Origin of the sequence: Paraglaciecola arctica (genome assembly GCF_018861065.1) — a bacterium.
In the GTDB taxonomy this organism is placed as follows: domain Bacteria; phylum Pseudomonadota; class Gammaproteobacteria; order Enterobacterales; family Alteromonadaceae; genus Paraglaciecola; species Paraglaciecola arctica_B.
Window position 1 is genome coordinate 79,481 of sequence record NZ_JAHKQO010000007.1, and the last position, 21,593, is coordinate 101,073.

Here is a 21,593-nt window from a genome sequence, read left to right on the forward strand (position 1 = left end):
CAACTCCCGTTGTGGTTTTATTGATTTTTGGTGGTTTTATGCCAAGTACGTTTTTTGGATGGCAAGTTTAGGTGACTTAAATGCAAATCAAGGGCTTCAACAGATATGTGAATTTCCCTTACTGATAACCACAGCGAATACAAAAGCAGCACTAAGCTAGAGGCGAATATTGTGCTACCTATAGTTTGATATTCAGCATAAATTGCCAACATTGATAATACACACAAGAAAAAACTACCCATGCCAGCACCTTGCATATTTTTAATCAGTTGAATTCTAGCGCGTAAACTTTTGATTTGTTGCTGATCATTTTCGTTGCTTTCACCTAAATCAAAATTTCTTATGATACTGGCTAAGGCTAAAAAACGGTTGGTATAGGCGAGCAACAATAGCGATATCGCAGGGAATAACATGGCTGGTGTTGTTAAGGTTATATCCATTTGTGAGCTTAACTGGCGTTACTTTTCGACAGTTAAGCCTTGTTTTTGCCAAGCCAACATATCACCTTCAAGATGACTGAGGTTTTCATAGCCTTCTTTTATTAGGGCCTCAGCGGCTTTTCCTGCTCTATAACCTGAACGACAATACAGCACAATAGGTTTTTCCTTTGACGAAGACAAAATTGCTGGGTTATCAACAATTTCACTTAAAGGAACATTTATGGCATTGGGCACATGCCCTTTTTGAAATTCTTCAGGGGTACGAACATCTACTATGACTAGACTATTCGTTTCTGCAGCTAATAATTGTTGTTGGGTAATAGTACTGATGTTACCCGAATAAGCTGAAAAGCTGAGTAAGCCTAATACCCAAAATACGGTGCGTTTAAACATAATAAAGGTCTCTTTTGTGACTCACATAGTAAGTTAGTGATAGTAATAAGGACAATTCATAGTGTAAAGCACAATTGCGGTAACATGCGCATTTCTAATTAGCTATTGAGTTTATTGGGCGAGTGAAAATGACCAAGCACAACCCATAAAATATAGTGTTAACCATACCCAAGTGGCGCGATTTATTGCTGCTAACGTTCGGTTGTTATCGGCTAGTATTATTTGCCTGCTGCCACCGCATTTTGTGGTGCGTATTTTTCGTGAATCGTAGTAGGCAGGACCTCCAAGTTCAATACCTAGGCTGGAACCGCACAGATTTAAAACAAACAGGTGATTGCATTGATAACTAATCTGTTGAAATAACGCCTTAATACCCAGGCTAATATTCACTGCCAACACAATGCTCACGCTAGCGAGCTTACTAGGAAGCCACTGCAATATATTGCTTAAGTAGCGTACTGGTTGGCCAAAATACTTAAACCTTTCTAACTTTATGTTCCAACTCAACGACATTTCGTAGACAAATCGATAGAGTAGTGCGCCAACGCCGCCTGTTAGTAGATACCAAAAAATGACGCCGCAATATTGATAGCTAAATCGCAATAATAGTGACTCAATATTAGCTTTGACTATGCCCATTGGCGACATTGTTTCGGTTTTTCTGATGACTATTTGTGATACAGCGTGGCGCGCTAACATCTTTTGTTGTTTTGCCAATGCAGCGGTAACTTTGGCTGTTTGTTTAGGTATATCTTGAAAGCGCAAAGCCACAAGCAGCATTAATGCTTCAAAAAATATCGGATATTCGGATAAGTATGTGAACAGTGCCAGTATTACGTAAAACGGCAACAATAAAACAATACAAGCTAGGCTGCCTGATAGTTTCTGTTGCCCGGTTGAATTGAGGTTGTTTGAAAGTACTTTGGCCTGCATACCCGCAGCTAATGCCTTCATAAAGCTAACAGGGTGATATTTGTCAGGCCAAGGTAAATAACGTTCGGTAAAAACAACTAGCAACAATACCCAGAAAGACAACAGTTGTTCACTAATTAAGGTATTGATAATGCTATTCATTAGGCCAATTTCGAAATTGTTTGCATCACTAAGGTGGCTGAATTTTTGGCTGCTTGGTCTAGGTAGGCTTCAAATGAAACCGTTGAGGTTTTACCGGCGATATCAGATAACGAACGAATCACTAAAAAAGGAATGCCTAACAAATGGCAACTTTGGGCAATGGCAACGCCTTCCATTTCTACTGCACAAACATCAGGGAAGTTTCTACGAATAACCGCTGCGGCCTCATCACTTCCAACAAAGGAATCACCGGTACAAATAAGTCCTTGTTGTACTTGCACGTTGTTTAGGCTGGAGGTCGCGCTTGCGGCGTGTTTAAGTATACTTTTGTCACATTCAAAATATGCAGGCATACCCGCGTTTTGGCCTAGTTCATAACCAAAATGGGTAAGATCTGCATCATGGTGTCGTAACTCAGTTGCTATAACGATATCACCAATATTAAGATGACTAGAAAACCCACCTGCGGATCCCGTATTTATGACATAGTCTGGTGCAAAATGATGGATCACCACACTAGTTGAAACAGAGGCTGCCACTTTACCAATTCCACACTTAACTAGAGCAACGTCTACATCTCCCAGTTTGCCCACATAAACTGTTAGATGATTAAACGTTTGTATTTGGCAATTCTGTAATGAGTCTCGGATAAGAGTTATTTCTTCATCCATGGCACCTAAAATAGCTATCTTCATATGGTTTTCTTAATTTTCAATTAGTTAAATCAATAGTACCTAAGTTTAATACGTCTGCTAGTGTTATAAAACAATTCAAAGGCGATCAGACTCTAAGGTGTGCGTTCTAGTGACTACAAAAGGTAACTTATGCGAGTTTTAAGTGTTTGCTTCATGTTTGTTATTTTGTCTGCTTGCCAGTCTATTCCTGATGTGACATTTCTTAAAAGTGATTTACTGTTCGATCAAGGTTTTGATGGCTTTGCAGATATTCCCATCGAAACTGAAAAGGACATTTTTGAATTAAATCAAGAAGCTAAAGCATTCGCAAGGTCTTCAGTAAAGGGGGTATTTAAACCAGAGGAAAAAATTGAAACTTTAGTTCAGCATATATTCTCTCGTTCTGATTTAAATTTACTGTATCGAGCAGATGCAAACACCGTCGCCAATCAGACTTTTCAGAATCGTGCCGCTAACTGCCTTTCAATGTCAATAATGACTTTTGCGCTTGCTCAAGAGCTAGGTTTTGAAGTGCGCTTTCAAGATATTAAAGTTCCAGAATATTGGACTATTAGAGAAGGACAAAGTTTACTCAATAGGCACATTAATCTTCAAATACTCCCTAGACAAAAAAATCGAATACATTTTCATTTCAAGAAGAAGGGGTACGAGGTTGATTTTGATGCGCAAGCGACTCGCCAGCATTTTCCGAAAACATTGCTTAAGCGTAAACAGGTGGTTGCGATGTTTCACAATAACAATGGCGCTGACGCTCTTCTAAAAAACGACTACGTTAAAGCTTATGCTTATTTTAGGTCCGCTATTTTACAATCACCTGATTTATCTTCAGCTTTTGCAAATTTAGGCTATTTATATCGACTTAGTGGTCACTACGCGTTTTCAGAAAATGCTTATTTACAAGCCATTAAAACAGACAAAAACAATCTGTCGGCCTGGCGCAATTTGTCGCATTTGTACCGATACATGGGGCAACACCAAAAAGCTAAGGACATCGTTAGTCGGGTTGCACGCAAACGAGCTAGCAATCCTTTTTTTCATATCAACAAGGGTGATCAAGCATTTGAAAAACAGCAATGGGAAGTGGCATTGCAGCATTATAAGCGAGCTTTGAAATTAGATAGAAGTTATCACGAAGTATTTTTCGGATTAGCGAAAACTTACTTTGCATTGGGTGACTTTCAACGTAGTCAGCATTTTTTGCAGCTCGCAAAAAAGAAATCAAGAACAGCTCAAGAGCAAACTATTTATCAAGGAAAATTAAAGTTGTTAGCTAGTATTAAGTCAGGATAAAACCACTAGTTATTAAGATGAATAAAGTAGCAGTTCATTGTAATTAACGCTATGTTAATAATATGTTAATTTTGCTTGGGCATTATTATGCTGCGGTTTTCCTCTATTCAGAATGTTTTGATTTCTTCAATTTTTGCTGTTTTATTTAGTGCATGTCAATCTACTGTGGTAAACGTTGCTCCCACAGATAATCTATTACACGACCAAGGATATTTAGGATTTTCTACTGTAAACATTGAATCTGAACATCAAGTGTTTTTTTTGGATGAAACGGCTAAGGCCTTTGTAGGCTCCACAATTGAGCCCTATAAAAATAAACTTGACCAAATGGAAGCCTTAGTTAAAGCCATATTCGATCGTTCAGAGTTAAATTTGTTATATCAAGGTGACGCCAACACCATAGCAAATGATACCTTTAAGGCACGAGCCGCAAATTGTTTGTCCATGTCTATCATGACTTACGCCTTGGCTACTGAAGCTGGATTTGAAGTAAATTTTCAAGAAATTATGATCCCAGAATACTGGACCCGACGAGCTGGTTTTAGCCTGTTAAACGGGCATATAAACCTTAAAATGTTAACGCCTAAAGATCCCAATGTTTATTTATTCAATACTCGAAGTTATCAGGTTGATTTTGACCCGCAGTCATCTAGGCGCGGATTACCCAAAAAAATCGTTAGCAAAAAAGCGATTTTATCTATGTTTTATAACAATAAGGGCGCCGATGCGGTGTTACGCAAAGATTACTTGTCTGCTTATGCTTATTTTCGTGAGGCCTTGCGAATCCAACCAAACTTTCATTCTGCATGGATTAATCTGGGTATAGTGTACCGGTTAAGCGGTTACTTTCCTCAAGCAGAAAGTGCTTATCATCATGCACTTACAATAAACACTGATAGTCTGACGGCCATGGAAAATTTAGCCTATTTATATAAACTCACTAATCGTATGGTAGAAGCCGAAGAAATTTTAAGCAAAGTGGCAGATCGAAGAAACAATAACCCCTACTATCACGTTGATTTAGGTGAGCAACAAATGGAACAGCAGCATTGGGACCAAGCTCTCGAACATTTTCGCAAAGCTCTCGCTTTAGATAGAAATAAACATGAAGTGTATTTTGGTCTGGCCCGCGCCTATTTTGAAATTGGCGAATTGCAACAAAGTGAACGCTATTTAAAACAAGCCAAAAATAAAGCTCGTAATAAACAAGATGAACAAATGTATCAATCTAAATTAGAGTTTTTGAGTCGCCTATAAATTCAAGAAACAAGGCTTTTAGTCATGCAAACCGCCTAATTGATATCAGGCGGTTGATTATTATTAAGGGAGATCTGGTCACCTAGCTCAGTCTAAATTTATGCTACACCTAACTCTTCTAAACGTTCTTTTAAGTAACTCTTGGCCGTGTACCTATCCGACAATACTACCTCTGGGTTGGGGTGCAAAAATAACGGCAAAGAAACGCGTGCCTTTGTTTGATCGCAGCCTTCAGGATTCACAACTCTGTGAGTAGTAGATGGGAAATACCCTCCTGAAGCTTCTTGCAGCATATCGCCAATATTGACAATCAAATTGCCGAAATCACAAGGTACGTCAATCCACGAATCCCCTGTTCCTTTTACTTGCAATCCAGGTTCGTTGGCAGAAGGTAGGATAGTCAGCAAATTTATGTCTTCATGAGCAGCAGCACGTATTGCATCCGGCTCCTCAGAACCATCTAGTGGTGGATAATGCAGAATTCGTAAAAGCGTTTGCTCACTATCTGTTACCATGCTCGAGAGTGACTGAGTGTATTTAGCCGATACTTCTGCAGGAGAATATTTCTCTACCCATGACAATAACTCAGATGCCAATGTATTGGTGTCGCGGTAATAATCAGCCACCTCTTGTTTTAACGCCTCTGGACAACGACCCCAAGGATAAAAGTGAAAGTATTCTTTAATATCTTTCTTTTTGAATCCTTTTGCAGTTTCAGATATTTCAGTTGAAAAAAAGCCATCATGGGTATCTTTATTAAATGCGTATTGGTTTTTCTCTTCACTATTAAAGAAAGCTTCCCAGCGCTTGTATATGCTAGTGACTCTGTCTTGGCTAATAGGGTGATTTTTCAATACGCCAAAGCCAGTTTGATGCAAAGATTCTACAAAAAGTTTATCTGCATTGGGCGCCTTATAATCGACTGCAACTAATTTCATAATTTTTCTCTCAAAATAAATATTTGTTTAAAGGCTAAGGTAAAACCCTGCCAAAGCGGCACTCATTAAATTAGCAAGTGTGGCTGCGAGTACCGTTTTTAAACCCAGTTGGGCAATTTCCTTACGTCTAGTTGGCGCCATTGCACCTATGCCACCCATCAATATGGCAATTGATGAAAAGTTTGCAAATCCACACAAAGAAAAAATAACGATGGCTTGAGTAATAGGAGAAAGCTCAGCCTGATATTTAAGGAAATCTAGATAAGCGACAAATTCATTCACCACCATTTTTTGTCCAATAAAACTTCCCGCGATATTTGCTTCATCCCATGGCACACCTAATGTCCAAGCTATGGGTTGGAAAAGATAACCCAAAATTACCTGAAAACTTAAATCTTTCGAACCAAATAGCCCTCCGCCCCAGCCTATTAATCCGTTAAGTAAAGCGATTAAACCGATAAACGCTAGCAACATTGCGCCCACGTTTAAGGCCAAATGCAAACCACTTGCTGCGCCACTAGCTGCAGCGTCAAATACATTAGCGTATTCGTTATCTTGCTCTTCTTTAGCCGTTAACTCATCTTTCACTTTTTCTGTTTCTGGAATAATAATTTTTGCCATTAATAAACCGCCGGGTGCAGCCATAAAACTAGCGGCGAGTAAATACTTAATTTCTACACCCATACCTGCATACCCAGCCATGACTGACCCTGCAATAGAGGCTAATCCACCTACCATCACAGCAAAAAGCTCTGAGCGGGTTAAGTTGGGAATATAGGGTCTAATGACTAATGGCGCTTCGGTTTGACCAACAAAAATATTCGCCGCTGCAGACATGGACTCGGGGCGACTGGTTTTTAAGAAAAACTGTAAAAAGCCACCTATTACTCGAATAATCACATTCATAATTTTTAGGTGGTATAAAACAGTGATTAATGACGAGAAAAATACTATGACTGGCAATACGTTAAAGGCAAAAATGAATCCCATCGACTTATTACCCAAGGGTCCAAAAATGAAATTAATACCGTCTTGGCTATAACTAATTATGTTTTCTACATAGCCAGTTAAAGCCAGTAAAAACTGTATTCCCGGAGGGAAGTACAACACTAAGGCTCCCACCCCAGCTTGGATCGCAAAGGCTCCGCCAACGGTCCGCCAATTAATTGCTTTTTTATGAGCTGAAAACATAAAGGCAATCAGCAGCATTAAAGCAACGCCAATAAGACTAACCATACTTTTTCCTTCTTTTTATTATTATTCGAGCAGCGTAAAACCGACAGTTATAGCAAGCTCTGTTGAATATGAGATTTAATGACATCTAACGCAATTCGATTTTTTCCGCCTTGGGTAACAATGACGTCTGCGGTGAATCGACTCGGTGCGATAAATTGATGATACATAGGTTTTACCGTTGTTTGGTATTGGTTGGCTACCGATTCAAAGGTTCTTCCTCGCTCTGCAATATCCCTTTTCATTCTTCGTAATAAACAAATATCTAAAGGGGTATCAACAAATATTTTGATATCAAACAAAGGCTGCAATGCGTCATTTGCTAAAAGCATGATGCCTTCGATGATAATCACAGGCGCTGAATTGAGTGTCTCAGTTTCTGCAAGGCGTGTGTGTGTCTTGTAGCAGTAATGGGGATATTCAATTGATTGCCAATTTTTTAACGCTTGTAGATGTTTTACTAATAACTCGTGCTCGAAGGCTTTGGGGTGATCGTAATTATTTTTTTCACGGTCAGTCATGGGCAAATGATCTTGAGAACGATAGTAATGATCTTCACGTAGAATTTGTACTGTTTTACCTTCTTCCGAAAATTCTTTCAATAAATTCTCAGTAAACAAGGACTTACCAGAACCAGATGCGCCTGAAATGGCAATAACTAAAGGGGTAGACATATCAAACAGCTTCACAAAGAAATTAATTGGTACGAAAGATACCAGCGAACTTGATAAAAGTCAGTTCACAATGTACATTTTTATACTTGACCCGTTGGTCAGGTTTGTAAGTTTAATGTTAAAGTATGTTGCGAACTTGTGTTGTTTGACGGAGATATGTGACAGTTTTATAAAATTATACCAATACTGTCACAGCTGTAATAAAAGTGTCATAATCATTCTGTTAAACTTAGAGTTAACGTAATGAGAAATCGGTTTAAATCGATCGACCAAGCCATCAGCATTGACTCATGGCATTCAGTACAGATAACTGTTCGGACTAACTGTTCAGAACGCATAAAACTTAGGAAACACATAATGTTTAAAAAAATAAAACTCAATCGCATCGCGATGGCAGTGACATTGGCCGTAGGCATGTCAGGAGCTGCGATGGCACAAGAAACGTCATCAGGTATTTCAGGTAAAATAACAGGCCCACAAGGTAACGCTGCGGCCGGAACAGTTATTACTATTACACACGTCCCTTCAGGAACCGTTAAAACCACAGTGGTTAACGATTCTGGCCAGTTTTCGGCTAAGGGTCTACGTGTTGGCGGTCCTTATACAGTAAAAGTTGATTCTAATCAGTTTCAAGATCGAACCGTAGAAGACGTATTCTTAAACTTAGGTGAAGCCTTTGACCTAAGTCTCGCCCTTGAAAATGATCAAAATATGGAAAGCATTGTAGTGACTGCTTCTGCAGTCAGTACTTCAGCATTCGGTGGAACGGGCCCTTCAGCTAACTTTAACTTAGCCGATTTAGAAAATGCTCCAGCAATCAATCGTGATATTAACGATGTTATCCGCGCCGATCCTCGTATCTATATCGATGAAAGTTTTAATGATGCGGTTCAATGTGCCGGTGCAAGCCCTCGTTACAATAGCTTAACACTTGACGGTGTGCGCATGAACGATAACTTCGGCTTGAACAGCAATGGTTATCCAACCGAACGTATGCCATTCTCTTTTGATGCTATCGAGCAAGTTGCTGTTGAGTTAGCGCCTTTTGATGTTCAATACGGTGGATTCACCGCTTGTAATATTAATGCTGTTACCAAGTCAGGTACTAACGAAATTCACGGCAGTGCTTTTTACGACTTTACTAGCGACTCTTTTAAAGGTGATTCGGTAGAAGGCGAAGAGCAAGATAACGGTAACTACACCGAAAAACGTTATGGTGTAAACGTTGGTTTCCCTCTAATTAAAGATACGCTTTTCTTCTTTGGTTCATATGAAAAAGTAGAAGGTGTTCAGTTGTTTGGATACGACGCATTAGGTCGTATCACGCAAGATGAAGTCGATCAAGTAACTGAAATCGCGCAGCGTGTTTATAATTACGATGTGGGCGGTTTACCTGGTAGTGCACCAATCGAAGATGAAAAAATCTTAGTTAAATTAGATTGGAACATCAATGACCAACACCGTGCATCACTTATGTACAACTGGAATGATGGTTTTAGTCTAAGTCAATCAGACACGGGTTCAAGCCGTTTATCTTTGTCTAATCATTTCTACGAGCGTGGAGCAGAGTTAACCAATACTGTTGTTTCTATTTATTCAGATTGGACAGACAATTTCAGTACAGAATTACGTATTGGCCAATCCGAACTACTTAATCGCCAGAATTCACTAGATGCAGCCTCAGGATTTGCCGAAGCGCAAATTAACACTGACGGTGGCACAATTTACATTGGTCCAGATGATTCTCGTCAATCTAACCAACTAAATTATGATACAGATACATTCAAATTAGCAGCGACTTACTATTTAGATGATCACAAAATCACTGGTGGTATCGAATACGAAAAATTAGACGTATTTAACTTGTTTATGCAGCATACAGTGGGTGAGTATCGTTTTAACTCTATCGCTGATTTTGAAGCGGGTGCGGTTGACCGTATCTACTACAATAACTCTGCGGGTACGAATAACCCAGCTGACGCTGGCGCAACATTTGCTAACACTACTACTACTATTTATGTTCAGGACGACTTTGATCTGACTGATGATATCCAGTTAATGGTAGGTTTACGTTATGATAAATACAGCACCGACGACACACCAACCTTGAACGTTAACTTCCAAGAGCGTTATGGTTTTGCAAATACTGGTACTGTTGACGGACTATCTTTGGTTCAGCCTCGAGTTGGTTTCAACTGGTCTGTTGCTGAAAACCTTGAAATTCGTGGTGGTGTAGGCCGTTACTCTGGTGGTAACCCTAACGTTTGGATTTCTAACGCTTACTCGAATGATGGTGTAACTAACATTGGTGTTCGTGAAGGGGAAATTGAAAACTTTGATACTTTGTTCACTACTCAGTTAACTGGTGAAGGTCGTCCAATCTATGACATACCACAAGCCATGTACGACGCGGTAGCCAACACCTCTATCACATCAGGTGACGGTGGCGTTAATGCGACTGATCCTGACTTCAAAATGCCTCATGAGTGGAAGTATGCCGTAGGTGGTACTTATATTACCGATAATGACTACGTAATTTCTGCTGACCTAATGTACACCAAGAAAAAAGACTCTCCTATCGTTCAAGATTTGGCATTGTCTGATGTTGGTGTAGACGCACCAGACGGTCGTCCTATTCTTGCATCAAATGGTCGCTTTGACGGTTACGACTTGATGTTAACTAACGTTAAAGGCTCAGATGGCGACTCTAAAGTACTTTCTTTAGCTGTTAGCAAAGAATATGACTCTGGTCTAGATGCATCATTAGCTTATGCATTTACACGTTCTACTGATGTTAGCCCAATGACTAGCTCAACTGCTGGCTCTAACTATGGTAACGTCGCCACTTCTAACGTGACCAACCCAGGTGTATTCACTTCTGACTATGAAACTCGTCACCGTTTCACAATGAACTTGAGCTATAAGCACGAGTTTATTGATGGCCATGACACCCGTTTTAGTCTGTTTGGTACTGCAAACGAAGGTAAGCCAATTTCTTATACCTTCTCAAACTCTTCAAGCATGTTCCCTGATTCAAACGACTACAGAAACTTGATATACGTACCTGAAGAGAATGATGCAAATGTTGTTTATGCAGATGGTTTTGACCTTGAAGGTTTCAACAAGTTGATCGACGAAGAAGGTTTAACTCGTGGTGCTATCATGGATCGTAACTCTACTTCTGCTGATTGGTGGATTAAGTTTGATGTTCGAGTTGAGCAAGAGCTTCCTTCGTTCTTTGAAGGCCATAAAGCCAGTGCGTTCTTTGTTATCGAAAACTTGGGTAACATGTTGAACGATGATTGGGGTGTATTCCGTCAAGGTTCATTCGTTGGCGATGACGTAATTACAGCATCAATCAACGACCAAAACCAATATGTATATGAAGCTTATAATGCTTCTGAGCAAGGTGTAAACCGTGGCGCATCGCTATGGGAAGTGCGTTTTGGTGTTAAATATAAGTTCTAAGCTGTAACTTAGACACTCTAAAAGCCGACTACTTGTAGTCGGCTTTTTTATTGGTACTCCTCACAAATGGTTTAACTATGTTTAAAATATTGATGGTTTTCTTAATGGTGTTCAGCATGACCTCTAATAGTCAAAGTATTCGAGTTGCGACTTTTAATGTCAGTATGGACGGCACTAATTATGTCGAGCAAGGGCAGGTGCCCATTGGTAATGAACTGTCTAAAAATTTGCTGAGTGGTGAGCACAAGCAAATTAAAAATATAGCGGAAATTATCCAACGAGTTAGGCCTGATATCATTTTATTGAATGAATTTGATTATTCTAACAACGCGATGTCTGACGTTGAGCATTTCCTAAATCTGTATCTTAAGATGCCTCAAAACCATAAGGATCCAATTGACTATCCCTATTTTTACAGTGCTGCTGTCAATACAGGTGTGAACTCTGGAATGGATTTAGATAAAGATAGCATTGCTTCTGGAACCCAAGGAGATGCTTTTGGATTTGGCTTTTACCCTGGTCAATATGGCATGTTAGTTCTTAGCAAGTACCCCATTGAACAACACAAAATCCGAACCTTTCAACATTTCCTTTGGAAAGATATGCCCAATAGTCTATTGCCTACGATTGAAGAAACAAATGGTGAGCCTTACTATAGTCATGCCGCTCAGCAAATTTTACGTTTGTCTTCTAAGTCGCATTGGGATATCCCAATTAAGTTTGGAGAGGATATTATTCATTTGTTAGCCAGTCATCCGACGCCTCCAGTGTTTGACGGACCTGAAAATCGCAATGGCAAACGAAATCATGACGAAATTCGCTTCTGGAATGATTATCTATCGGGTAATCAACGCTCGGCTTACATTTACGATGACCAAGGAAACTCAGGTGGGTTTCAAGGAGAGCACTTTATTATTGCTGGTGATTTAAATGCTTCTCCAGATGAAGGGGATGGATTAAAAGACGGGATCAGAGGGCTACTTACTCACCCATTGGTGAACAATGCTGTTGTGCCTACAAGTGAAGCGGCAAGTATGCATAGCCCCAACAATGAATTTGCCGCACAGCATACTGCTGAATGGGCTATGCGCGCTGATTATGTGTTGCCTTCTACTTCACTTGAAACTAATGGGAGAGGGGTTTTTTGGCCGAAAAAGGACGATCCGCTATACCGTTTAATTAAAGGTCGTGAAAGTTCTTCTGATCATCGCTTGGTGTGGGTTGATATTGTGGCCAAGGATTAAGGGGATTCCTTCATCTCTAAAATCAAAAAAGGGGCGTATAAGCCCCTTTTTATGGTCAGTTGTTTGCTACGGATAGCCTACACGCCTAAGTAATCCAATATTCCCTCTGCAGCGCAGCGACCTTCGTCAATAGCAGTCACTACTAAATCTGAGCCACGTACCATGTCTCCACCAGAGAAGATCTTAGGATTAGAGGTCTGGAAAGCGTACTTGCCATGTTTAGGGGCACGTACTCGGCCTTTTTCGTCAAGCACAATGCCAAAGTCAGCAAACCAATTAGCTGGGCTAGGTTGGAAGCCAAAAGCAATTATTACTGCATCAGCTTCAAGTACATGTTCTGAGCCTTCAATTACTACAGGGCGGCGGCGACCTTCAGCATCCGGCTCACCCATTTCAGTCTTAAGCATTTTTACACCTATGGCTTTACCGTGTTCATCAACGGCAACATCAAGAGGCATAAGGTTAAACTTGAAATTTACCCCTTCTTCACGAGCATTAACGACTTCGCGGCGCGAACCAGGCATACTTTTTTCATCGCGACGGTAGGCGCAAGTAACGTCAGTTGCGCCTTGACGAATTGCAGTACGCACACAGTCCATAGTGGTATCACCACCACCTAGTACCACTACTTTTTTGCCTTTCATGTCGACAAAGTCTGTGGCTGATTTTTCTAACCCTAGTTGACGATTAACATTGGCAATTAGATAAGGTAGAGCTTCGTAAACGCCCGGGGCTTTTTCATTATCAAAACCACCTTGCATAGGTTGGTAAGTGCCCATCCCAAGGAAGACCGCATCATAACCATCCAATAATTCTTGGAAAGGTTTGTCTTTGCCAACTTCAGTATTGAGGACAAACTCGATACCCATTTCGGTGAAAATTTCGTGGCGCAGTGCCATTACATCTTTTTCTAATTTGAAAGATGGGATGCCAAAAGTTAACAATCCGCCAATTTTTTCATACTTATCAAAGACGACTGGTTTAACGCCATTTCGCACCAAAATATCAGCGCAACCTAAGCCTGCTGGACCCGCTCCAATAATGGCGACTTTCTTTTTGGTCTTAACGACCTTGGACATATCCGGACGCCAGCCTTGTTTAAAGGCGGTGTCGGTAATGTATTTTTCAATGCTGCCAATAGTAACCGCACCAAAATCGTCATTAAGGGTACAGGCTCCTTCACACAATCTATCTTGGGGGCAAACACGTCCACACACTTCAGGAAGGGTGTTGGTTTTGCTCGATAACTCAGCCGCCTCAAAGATGCGTCCTTCGTTAGCTAAACTTAACCATTGCGGAATGAAATTATGTACTGGGCACTTCCATTCACAATAAGGGTTACCGCAGTCAAGACAACGGTCAGCCTGACCTGCTACTTGGGTATCACTCATTGGCTGATAAATTTCAGCAAATTCTTCACGTCTGATGATAGAGGGCTTTTTAGGTGGATCTATTCGCTCTACATCAACAAATTGGTATACATTCTTAGACATGATACCCCCTTATTGCACTTGAACACGTAATTCGGCTGTAGACCGACTTATGTGACCGAGTAAATTTTTAACGTCACTGGTTTTAGGTTTAACCAGTCTGAACTTCGGCAAATACTCAGCAAAGTTGCTTAAGATATCATGAGCATGCTCACTGCCGGTTTCTTCGTAATGTTGGTTAATTAGGCCACGGAGATGTTCCATTAAAATAGCTTTGTCTTCTATAGACATAAGTTCAACTAACTCACCATTCACGCGCTGCTCAATATCATCCTGTTCGTCTAATATGTATGCAAAGCCACCAGTCATACCTGCACCAAAGTTAACACCTGTGCGTCCAAGCACTGCCACTATACCGCCAGTCATGTATTCACAGCCGTTGTCACCTATGCCTTCTACTACAGCGATGGCACCTGAGTTACGCACTGCAAATCGCTCACCTGCTATGCCCGCGGCAAACAATTTACCACCTGTTGCTCCGTATAAGCAGGTATTACCAGCAATGACACTTTCATTTGACTTGAAGCTAACACCTCTTGGTGGGTGAATCACTAGCTTACCGTCGGTCATGCCTTTACCTACGTAATCGTTGGCGTCGCCGATTAGGGTCATTTCTAAACCGCCAGCATTCCAAACACCAAAACTTTGTCCGGCTGTACCGGTGAAATTCAGTTTAATTGGGTGTTCGTCCATACCTTTGTTACCGTGATGCTGAGCAATCAAGCCGGAAATAATAGCGCCGACAGAACGGTCAGTGTTGCGGATCGGATAATGGAAAACACCGCCACTTTTGTTTTTCACAGTATTGGTCAATTCTGCTAGCAACAACTGGTTTAAATCACCTTTGTCAGCCGGTGCATTCGCTTCTTCACTGCAGAAGAGTTTCGTATGGTCGCCTGCTTCTGGCTTAGCTAGGATAGGGCTGAGATCTAATTTGTTTTGTTTAGACGAAATACCGTTTAGGACGTTTAATAAATCAGTGCGTCCAATCAGGTCATCTAGTTTGCGAACCCCCATTGAGGCCATAATTTCACGTACTTCCTGAGCAATAAACTTAAAGTAGTTCATCACCATATCAGGTAAACCAATGAAATAATTATCACGTAAATTTTCGTCTTGTGTAGCAATACCTGTCGCACAATTATTGAGGTGACAAATACGTAAGTATTTACAACCTAACGCTACCATTGGGCCGGTACCAAAACCAAAGCTTTCAGCACCCAGAATTGCAGCTTTGATAACATCAAGGCCAGTTTTTAAGCCACCGTCGGTTTGTACTCTTACTTTATGGCGCAACCCATTACTCACTAGCGCTTGCTGAGTTTCAGCCAGACCTAATTCCCACGGGCTGCCGGCATATTTAACTGAAGTTAATGGGCTGGCACCTGTGCCCCCGTCATAACCAGAAATGGTAATTAGGTCAGCGTAAGCTTTTGCCACACCACAGGCTATGGTACCGACTCCAGGTTCTGATACTAATTTTACAGAAATAAGTGCCGCTGGATTAACTTGTTTTAAGTCAAAAATAAGCTGCGCTAGATCTTCAATTGAATAAATATCATGATGAGGTGGTGGTGATATTAAGGTTACGCCTGGCACCGAATGGCGTAATTCAGCAATATATGCATTAACTTTGTCACCAGGCAATTGCCCGCCTTCTCCTGGTTTCGCACCCTGAGCAACTTTTATTTGCAGAATTTTGGCGTTCACTAAATAATGTGGTGTCACACCAAAACGACCAGACGCAATCTGTTTGATATTGGAATTTCGCTCGTTGCCAAAACGTTTAGGATCTTCGCCACCTTCACCTGAATTAGAATTACCACCTAAGCGGTTCATCGCGATTGCTAAGGCTTCATGGGCTTCAGGGCTCAAGGCTCCAATTGACATGGCTGCGGTATCGAAACGTGGGAATAGGTTTTCAGCCGGTTCAACTTCATCTATTGAAATGGCCTCGGCTGTTGGAGCCAAAGCCAATAAATCTCGTAAACAGGCAATAGGTCGTTCATTCACCAAGGCGCTAAATTTTTGATAATCTTGATAATTACCGCTCACTACGGCTTTTTGTAGTGATGTAACAACGTCAGGATTGTAAGAATGATACTCACCACCGTGTACGTATTTTAATAGTCCGCCATGAGCCAGGTTTTTACGTTTTAACCAAGCAACACGGTTTAAATTAATTTGGTCTTGCTGGAAATCTTCAAAATCAGCACCTTGAATACGACTCGGTACACCCTTAAAACAGGTTTCCATTACCGAATTGTTGATGCCTATGGCTTCAAATAATTTTGAACTACGGTAACTGGCAATAGTGGAAATACCCATTTTTGACATGATTTTATACAGACCTTTATTAATACCTTTACGGTAATTAATAACGGCTTGCATGGGTGTCATATCCAAATTACCAGATTCACACATTTGCTCAATAATTTCATAGGCAAGGAAGGGATAAATAGCAGTGGCACCAAGACCAAGCAATACTGCGTAGTGATGAGGATCTCTAACTGAGGCCGTCTCTACTACTATATTGGCATCACATCGTAACCCTTTGTCGACTAAGCGTTTTTGCACCGCACCTACTGCCATCGCTGCAGGAATTGGGATCCTTGATGCTTTAATAGCGCGGTCCGACAAAATAACAAATGCGGCACGTTTATGAGAGACCAAGTGTTCTACTTCATTACAGATGCGATTAATGGCGGTTTTAAGGCCTTCATCTGGTGGGTAGTTAAGGTCGACAAACTCAGCATAATAATGTTCAGGATCGTAATTACGTAATTGTTTTAGATCTGTATATACCATTATTGGTGAGTCAAACAATACACGGTCGGCATAGCCCGATGTTTCAGTGAACACCGATTTTTCACGGCCAATACAAGTCGCCAATGACATCACGTGGTTTTCGCGCAAGGGGTCAATGGGAGGATTGGTTACTTGCGCAAATTGCTGCCTGAAATAGTCATAAACAGTTCTATTTTTTCCTGAAAGCACAGCCATAGGTGTATCATCACCCATAGAGCCTGTGGCTTCTTGGCCGTCTTTCGCCAACACTTTTACGACTTGTTCTATTTCTTCGTAACTGTAGTTAAATTGCTTGAAGTAAGTATTCATCATGTCATCGTCAAACATACGTTTGCCAATTTCAGGGGCATCACATTCTTCAATAGGTGTTAGGCGGCGAATACTCTTATCGAGCCACTCTTTGTAAGGATGTCGACCTTTTAAATCGTCATCTATCTCGTTCGAACGCCATAATTTACCTGTTTGGGTATCTATAGCTAACATTTCACCAGGAGCTACTCGGCCTTTTTCAAGGACGTTTTCTGGGTTGTAATCCCAAATACCGACTTCTGATGCTAAGGTAATTAAGCCGTCATTAGTAATCACGTAACGTGCAGGTCGCAAGCCATTGCGATCAAGGTTACAGGCTGCGTGTCTACCATTTGTCAGTACAATGCCCGCTGGACCATCCCAAGGCTCCATGTGCATCGAGTTGAATTCGTAAAAGGCTTTTAGGTCTTCATCCATGGTTTTGTTGTTTTGATAGGCCGGTGGCACTAACAAACGCATGGCGCGGAATAAATCCATACCGCCGGCTAAAAATAATTCAAGCATATTGTCTAATGAGGAAGAGTCAGAACCCACCTCATTTACAAAAGGTGCAGCGTCAGCTAAATCCGGCAATAAAGGCGTTTTGAATTTACCGGTGCGAGCTTGAGCCCAATCGCGGTTGCCACGAATAGTATTGATTTCGCCGTTGTGTGCCAAAAACCTAAATGGCTGAGCTAGTGGCCAACGAGGTAAGGTGTTGGTTGAAAAGCGTTGGTGAAATACACAAATAGCCGATTTCATATTTTCGTCGGCTAAATCTAGATAAAATTTCGGTAAATCCCCGGCCATTACTAGGCCTTTATACACTGTGACTAAACTGGATAAACTGGCAATGTAGAATTCTTCGTCGTCGGCTAGACGTTTTTCTGCACGTCTACGTGCCATAAACAATCGACGCTCTAAGTCTTGTGACCGCCATCCTGATGGTCCGTTAACAAATACTTGTTCGATTTGTGGTACGCAAGATGCTGCTAAGTCGCCCAAAATAGAATTGTCGGTGGGTACGACTCTCCAACCCACAACGCCAAGGGTTTCTTTTTCCAGTTCTTCGGTAATGATTTGTTTTGCCGTATCAGCTAAAGCTTGGTCTTGATTAAGAAAAATTACGCCCACGGCGTACATTTTACTTAGTTTCCAGCTTTCTTGTTCCGCAATGCCACGAAAAAACGCGTCGGGTTTTTGTAGCAGAAGTCCGCAGCCATCGCCTGTTTTGCCATCTGCGGCGATCCCGCCACGATGTTGCATACGGTCTAAGCCTTCAATAGCAGTACTGACCAATTTATGACTTGGCTCGCCTTTAGTGTGGGCGATTAAACCAAAACCACAGTTATCCTTTGAATCATTAGGATGATATAAACTCATTAATGCAAACTCCTTCAACCTTCGACTGGGCAGGGTGTGTATATTGTTAGTACTAATCATACATCTAAGATACGTGTATGAATGTGAGGTGGCTTCATGCCCTGGTGCTTATTTTCCGGTCGTAATTATTATCGGGGATACCAGTCGAGTATCGAATATTTATACTAAGCAGGTTGTACAAAATACCGAGGATTATTTTATAAATCAATTCTCTTATATGCAGGATTTCGTATTTTTCATTCATTGCTACCTATTTAGTATTAAAAATTCTTTTATTTCAAAGGCATAGTTTTGTATTGCAGCTTGGTTATAAGCTATAAAAAAAAGCTAAAAAACAGCATCGTTTGTTACTAAAAGGTTAAAAAAAGGGCTTTATTTCAAATGACGATTAGCAATGTATTGAATTTATATTTAAAAAAAGTGCATAAATAGTTTTATTGGGCTTGATATATACACTTTAATGCTTGGCTAAGTTTTGATCCTAGGAACTTTCTTGCTAGCATGTCGCGAATTGGTTAAAACCACACAAGTTTGAGACCCCTATATTATGACGAAAAAGACCTCAGTTGAGCCATGGGCAATCCGCGCTGCACAATTAATCAATCGCTTTGGGGCGGTAAAATCCAGTGTTTTGTTCGTTATTTTGACCTTGATATTTACCTTTACTGGTACTTACTTTATGAGACTCATTGTCAGTGACCGAGCTCATATTGAAGATTTTATTAGCGCGTTTATTCTGACTTTGCTAAGTGCGCCATGGGTACTGTGGCTCTTTAGTGAATTAGTGAAACAACTAGAAAACTCTAGAGAGAGTCTTGAAGACGCTGTTGCGCAGTTAGAAAAATTGCGTGAAGAAGATGAGTTACTGAATCGTACGTTGCAGAATAATATAAAGCAGCTCAATCATGAGATTGAACAACGCAAAAATGCGCAGTTGGAGCGAGAAAGTGTATTTACAGACTTAGAGCATGAAATCAAAGATAAGTCTGAAAAAGAAAAACAAGCATCGCAGTTATCTACATTATTGAGATCTATTATCGATGCATCTCCCGACTTAATTTATTATCGTAATCAAGAGGGCCAGTTTGCAGGCTGCAACCGAGTTGCAGAACAAATGACAGGTAAAACCGAACAAGAATTAATTGGTTTAACACCTCACCAAGTTTACGACGAAGAACTCGCCCGCCAAGTTGTCGCGAGTGACCAAGATATCCTCGAAAACGATGTCAGTATTACTGAAGAATTATGGTTGCGTTTTGCTGACGGTCGACGCCGATACTTTGAGATGCGTAAGGTTCCATTCTTTAGTGCTGACGGGACTCGACTGGGCATACTCGCTTTTGGTCGTGATATTACAGAGCGTAAGCAGGCAGAAAACGTTGTAACTAAAGCCAGTAAAGATAAAACTGCTTTTATCGCGACTATTAGTCATGAATTACGTACCCCACTCAATGGCATTGTTGGCCTTAGTAGAATGTTGCGTGATACCAACTTGACTAGCGAGCAGTTTGCTTGGGTCAGTACTATATATGCCAGTGGTATCACTCTTGGTAATATTTTTAATGACATAATTGATTTGGATCGCCTCGATAGAGATAGGCTTGAATTATCCCTTAAAACCGTTTCTATAAACGACTTCACCAAAGAACTTGGCAGTATTATTGAGTTGTTAGCTGACGACAAAGAGCTGACCTTTGTCGCGCATGTGCAAGAGCCTCTGCCGGCCTTAGTGGAAGTAGACGGAACTCGACTTAGGCAAATTTTGTGGAATTTGTTATTTAATGCCGTCAAGTTTACACAAAAGGGCACGGTGTCTTTAGAAGTAAAAGCTGAAAGCATTGATGCCGAAACTTCTATGGTGACATTTAAGGTATGTGATACTGGCGTTGGCATACCACAGCAAGAGTTAGACAAAATATTTGCGATGTATTATCAAGTTGATTTACCTGAACATCAAAGTGCCACAGGTACAGGTATTGGTCTCGCTATTTGTCAACAAATGGTGTCATTGATGAATGGAAAAATTAGCGTCAGTAGTGTAGAAGGTAAAGGTACCTGTTTTACAGTTGAGCTGCCGCTTGCTATTAGTAAAAATCCTATACAAGTTGAAACACTTAAAGTTACAGGCTTGCAGATTCTGCTAGTCGAAGACATTGAATTAAACGTAATGGTTGCTAAAGCCCTGTTAGAAAAGCTAGGACAGCATGTTGACGTAGCCATGACGGGTAACGAAGCCATTACTATGGCAAGAGACAAACAATATGATTTGATTCTACTAGACATTCAATTGCCAGATATGAATGGATTTGAAGTTGCCAATGTTTTACACGAAGAGTCTTTGGTAGAACAAACCAGTATCGTAGCTTTGACAGCGAACGTGATCAAAACCCGACAGGAATATCTTGATAACGGCATGGACGATGTCATAGCTAAGCCGGTTAAAAAGAGTCGCATCATCGAAGTCTTTAATAGCTTGTTTTGTGAACAACCCAGCGAGCCGCATCAACCCGCACCAGAACCCAAAAAAGACCAATTGAATACCATCCTCGACTTAGAATTATTGCAAATGTTGGTGGATACTATCGGCCATGAAATGGTGCGTACCAGTGTCAAAGTATTTGAAGAAAAAATGCCCGAATACTTAGAGATATTGCAAATTAGTTTAAGTGCCGATGAAAAAGACGAAGTGTGTTCACAAGCACACAAAATCAAAGGTGCCGCAGGCTCAGTAGGACTCGCCAGAGTGCAAAAAATTGCTAATGAAATTCAACAAGGTGATCACCCTGCCTGGTGGCAGAATGTGCATGATTGGGTAGAGCAATTAAATCAAGCTGCGGCTCAAGACATGCAAAAATTAGTGAATTGGTTAAGTCAGCAGGATATTGATGATTAGCATTGCCTAGAAGCTAGAAGCTAGA

At 40.9% G+C, this 21,593-nt stretch carries 14 protein-coding genes; 5 read left to right on the top strand and 9 right to left on the bottom strand.

Annotated features, from left to right (window positions below; all coding sequences use genetic code 11):
* Nucleotides 1–17: 17 nt before the first annotated feature.
* From KO534_RS02540 to mtnN, 4 genes are all read right to left on the bottom strand, one after another.
* Nucleotides 18–440, bottom strand: coding sequence for a DUF2721 domain-containing protein (locus KO534_RS02540; RefSeq protein WP_215926886.1), 423 nt, complete (start codon nucleotides 438–440; stop codon nucleotides 18–20).
* Between the two features lie 18 nt (nucleotides 441–458).
* Nucleotides 459–833: a rhodanese-like domain-containing protein gene (locus KO534_RS02545; RefSeq protein ID WP_215926888.1), complete on the bottom strand. Its 375-nt coding sequence runs from the start codon at nucleotides 831–833 to the stop codon at nucleotides 459–461.
* A 111-nt stretch (nucleotides 834–944) separates the two neighbouring features.
* Complete coding sequence (locus tag KO534_RS02550; RefSeq protein WP_215926890.1) at nucleotides 945–1,907, bottom strand: cobalamin biosynthesis protein CobD/CbiB; 963 nt, start codon at nucleotides 1,905–1,907, stop codon at nucleotides 945–947.
* The gene (mtnN, locus tag KO534_RS02555; RefSeq protein WP_215926892.1) at nucleotides 1,907–2,602 is read right to left on the bottom strand and encodes a 5'-methylthioadenosine/S-adenosylhomocysteine nucleosidase; all 696 of its coding nucleotides are present in this window, start codon (nucleotides 2,600–2,602) and stop codon (nucleotides 1,907–1,909) included. Before mtnN ends, KO534_RS02550 begins: the two co-directional genes overlap by 1 nt.
* Before the next feature lie 153 nt (nucleotides 2,603–2,755).
* Here mtnN and KO534_RS02560 point away from each other — a divergent pair, with 153 nt between their 5' ends.
* Both KO534_RS02560 and KO534_RS02565 read left to right on the top strand, forming a co-directional pair.
* Nucleotides 2,756–3,892, top strand: a complete 1,137-nt coding sequence (locus KO534_RS02560; RefSeq protein WP_252731918.1) for a tetratricopeptide repeat protein — start codon at nucleotides 2,756–2,758, stop codon at nucleotides 3,890–3,892.
* Nucleotides 3,893–3,979: 87 nt separating this feature from the next.
* Entirely contained in the window at nucleotides 3,980–5,149 is a 1,170-nt protein-coding gene (locus KO534_RS02565; RefSeq protein ID WP_215926896.1) for a tetratricopeptide repeat protein, read from the top strand.
* Between the two features lie 98 nt (nucleotides 5,150–5,247).
* Here the strand turns inward: KO534_RS02565 and KO534_RS02570 are convergent, their stop codons facing one another.
* The 3 genes from KO534_RS02570 to udk are packed head-to-tail and all read right to left on the bottom strand — an operon-like array spanning nucleotide 5,248 to nucleotide 7,994.
* Entirely contained in the window at nucleotides 5,248–6,087 is an 840-nt protein-coding gene (locus tag KO534_RS02570) for a 2OG-Fe(II) oxygenase family protein (RefSeq protein ID WP_215926898.1), read from the bottom strand.
* 27 nt (nucleotides 6,088–6,114) lie between these two features.
* Nucleotides 6,115–7,323, bottom strand: coding sequence for a NupC/NupG family nucleoside CNT transporter (locus KO534_RS02575; protein ID WP_215926900.1), 1,209 nt, complete (start codon nucleotides 7,321–7,323; stop codon nucleotides 6,115–6,117).
* A 47-nt stretch (nucleotides 7,324–7,370) separates the two neighbouring features.
* The gene (gene udk, locus KO534_RS02580; protein WP_215926902.1) at nucleotides 7,371–7,994 is read right to left on the bottom strand and encodes a uridine kinase; all 624 of its coding nucleotides are present in this window, start codon (nucleotides 7,992–7,994) and stop codon (nucleotides 7,371–7,373) included.
* Nucleotides 7,995–8,351: 357 nt separating this feature from the next.
* On the opposite strand from udk, the gene KO534_RS02585 reads away from it, so the two are divergent.
* Nucleotides 8,352–11,462 (top strand): TonB-dependent receptor, encoded by a 3,111-nt coding sequence (locus tag KO534_RS02585; protein WP_215926904.1) that lies wholly within the window; start codon nucleotides 8,352–8,354, stop codon nucleotides 11,460–11,462.
* A gap of 116 nt (nucleotides 11,463–11,578) precedes the next feature.
* The gene (locus KO534_RS02590; RefSeq protein ID WP_252731919.1) at nucleotides 11,579–12,706 is read left to right on the top strand and encodes an endonuclease/exonuclease/phosphatase family protein; all 1,128 of its coding nucleotides are present in this window, start codon (nucleotides 11,579–11,581) and stop codon (nucleotides 12,704–12,706) included.
* 77 nt (nucleotides 12,707–12,783) lie between these two features.
* On the opposite strand, the gene KO534_RS02595 is transcribed toward KO534_RS02590, so the two are convergent.
* Together KO534_RS02595 and gltB are read right to left on the bottom strand one after the other, a co-directional pair.
* Nucleotides 12,784–14,199 (bottom strand): FAD-dependent oxidoreductase, encoded by a 1,416-nt coding sequence (locus KO534_RS02595; RefSeq protein WP_215926918.1) that lies wholly within the window; start codon nucleotides 14,197–14,199, stop codon nucleotides 12,784–12,786.
* A 9-nt stretch (nucleotides 14,200–14,208) separates the two neighbouring features.
* Nucleotides 14,209–18,675, bottom strand: coding sequence for a glutamate synthase large subunit (gltB, locus tag KO534_RS02600; protein WP_215926920.1), 4,467 nt, complete (start codon nucleotides 18,673–18,675; stop codon nucleotides 14,209–14,211).
* Nucleotides 18,676–19,222: 547 nt separating this feature from the next.
* On the opposite strand from gltB, the gene arcB reads away from it, so the two are divergent.
* Nucleotides 19,223–21,568: an aerobic respiration two-component sensor histidine kinase ArcB gene (arcB, locus tag KO534_RS02605; protein WP_215926922.1), complete on the top strand. Its 2,346-nt coding sequence runs from the start codon at nucleotides 19,223–19,225 to the stop codon at nucleotides 21,566–21,568.
* Nucleotides 21,569–21,593 lie beyond the last annotated feature (25 nt).

Bases quoted from the DNA above. Each gene is read 5' to 3' on its own strand.
- gltB (WP_215926920.1), bottom strand. From the start codon at position 18,675: ATGAGTTTATATCATCCTAATGATTCAAAGGATAACTGTGGTTTTGGT.
- KO534_RS02575 (WP_215926900.1), bottom strand. From the start codon at position 7,323: ATGGTTAGTCTTATTGGCGTTGCTTTAATGCTGCTGATTGCCTTTATG.
- KO534_RS02570 (WP_215926898.1), bottom strand. From the start codon at position 6,087: ATGAAATTAGTTGCAGTCGATTATAAGGCGCCCAATGCAGATAAACTT.
- KO534_RS02585 (WP_215926904.1), top strand. From the start codon at position 8,352: ATGTTTAAAAAAATAAAACTCAATCGCATCGCGATGGCAGTGACATTG.
- KO534_RS02545 (WP_215926888.1), bottom strand. From the start codon at position 833: ATGTTTAAACGCACCGTATTTTGGGTATTAGGCTTACTCAGCTTTTCA.
- KO534_RS02590 (WP_252731919.1), top strand. From the start codon at position 11,579: ATGACCTCTAATAGTCAAAGTATTCGAGTTGCGACTTTTAATGTCAGT.
- KO534_RS02550 (WP_215926890.1), bottom strand. From the start codon at position 1,907: ATGAATAGCATTATCAATACCTTAATTAGTGAACAACTGTTGTCTTTC.
- mtnN (WP_215926892.1), bottom strand. From the start codon at position 2,602: ATGAAGATAGCTATTTTAGGTGCCATGGATGAAGAAATAACTCTTATC.
- KO534_RS02540 (WP_215926886.1), bottom strand. From the start codon at position 440: ATGGATATAACCTTAACAACACCAGCCATGTTATTCCCTGCGATATCG.
- KO534_RS02565 (WP_215926896.1), top strand. From the start codon at position 3,980: ATGCTGCGGTTTTCCTCTATTCAGAATGTTTTGATTTCTTCAATTTTT.
- KO534_RS02560 (WP_252731918.1), top strand. From the start codon at position 2,756: ATGTTTGTTATTTTGTCTGCTTGCCAGTCTATTCCTGATGTGACATTT.
- KO534_RS02595 (WP_215926918.1), bottom strand. From the start codon at position 14,199: ATGTCTAAGAATGTATACCAATTTGTTGATGTAGAGCGAATAGATCCA.
- arcB (WP_215926922.1), top strand. From the start codon at position 19,223: ATGACGAAAAAGACCTCAGTTGAGCCATGGGCAATCCGCGCTGCACAA.
- udk (WP_215926902.1), bottom strand. From the start codon at position 7,994: ATGTCTACCCCTTTAGTTATTGCCATTTCAGGCGCATCTGGTTCTGGT.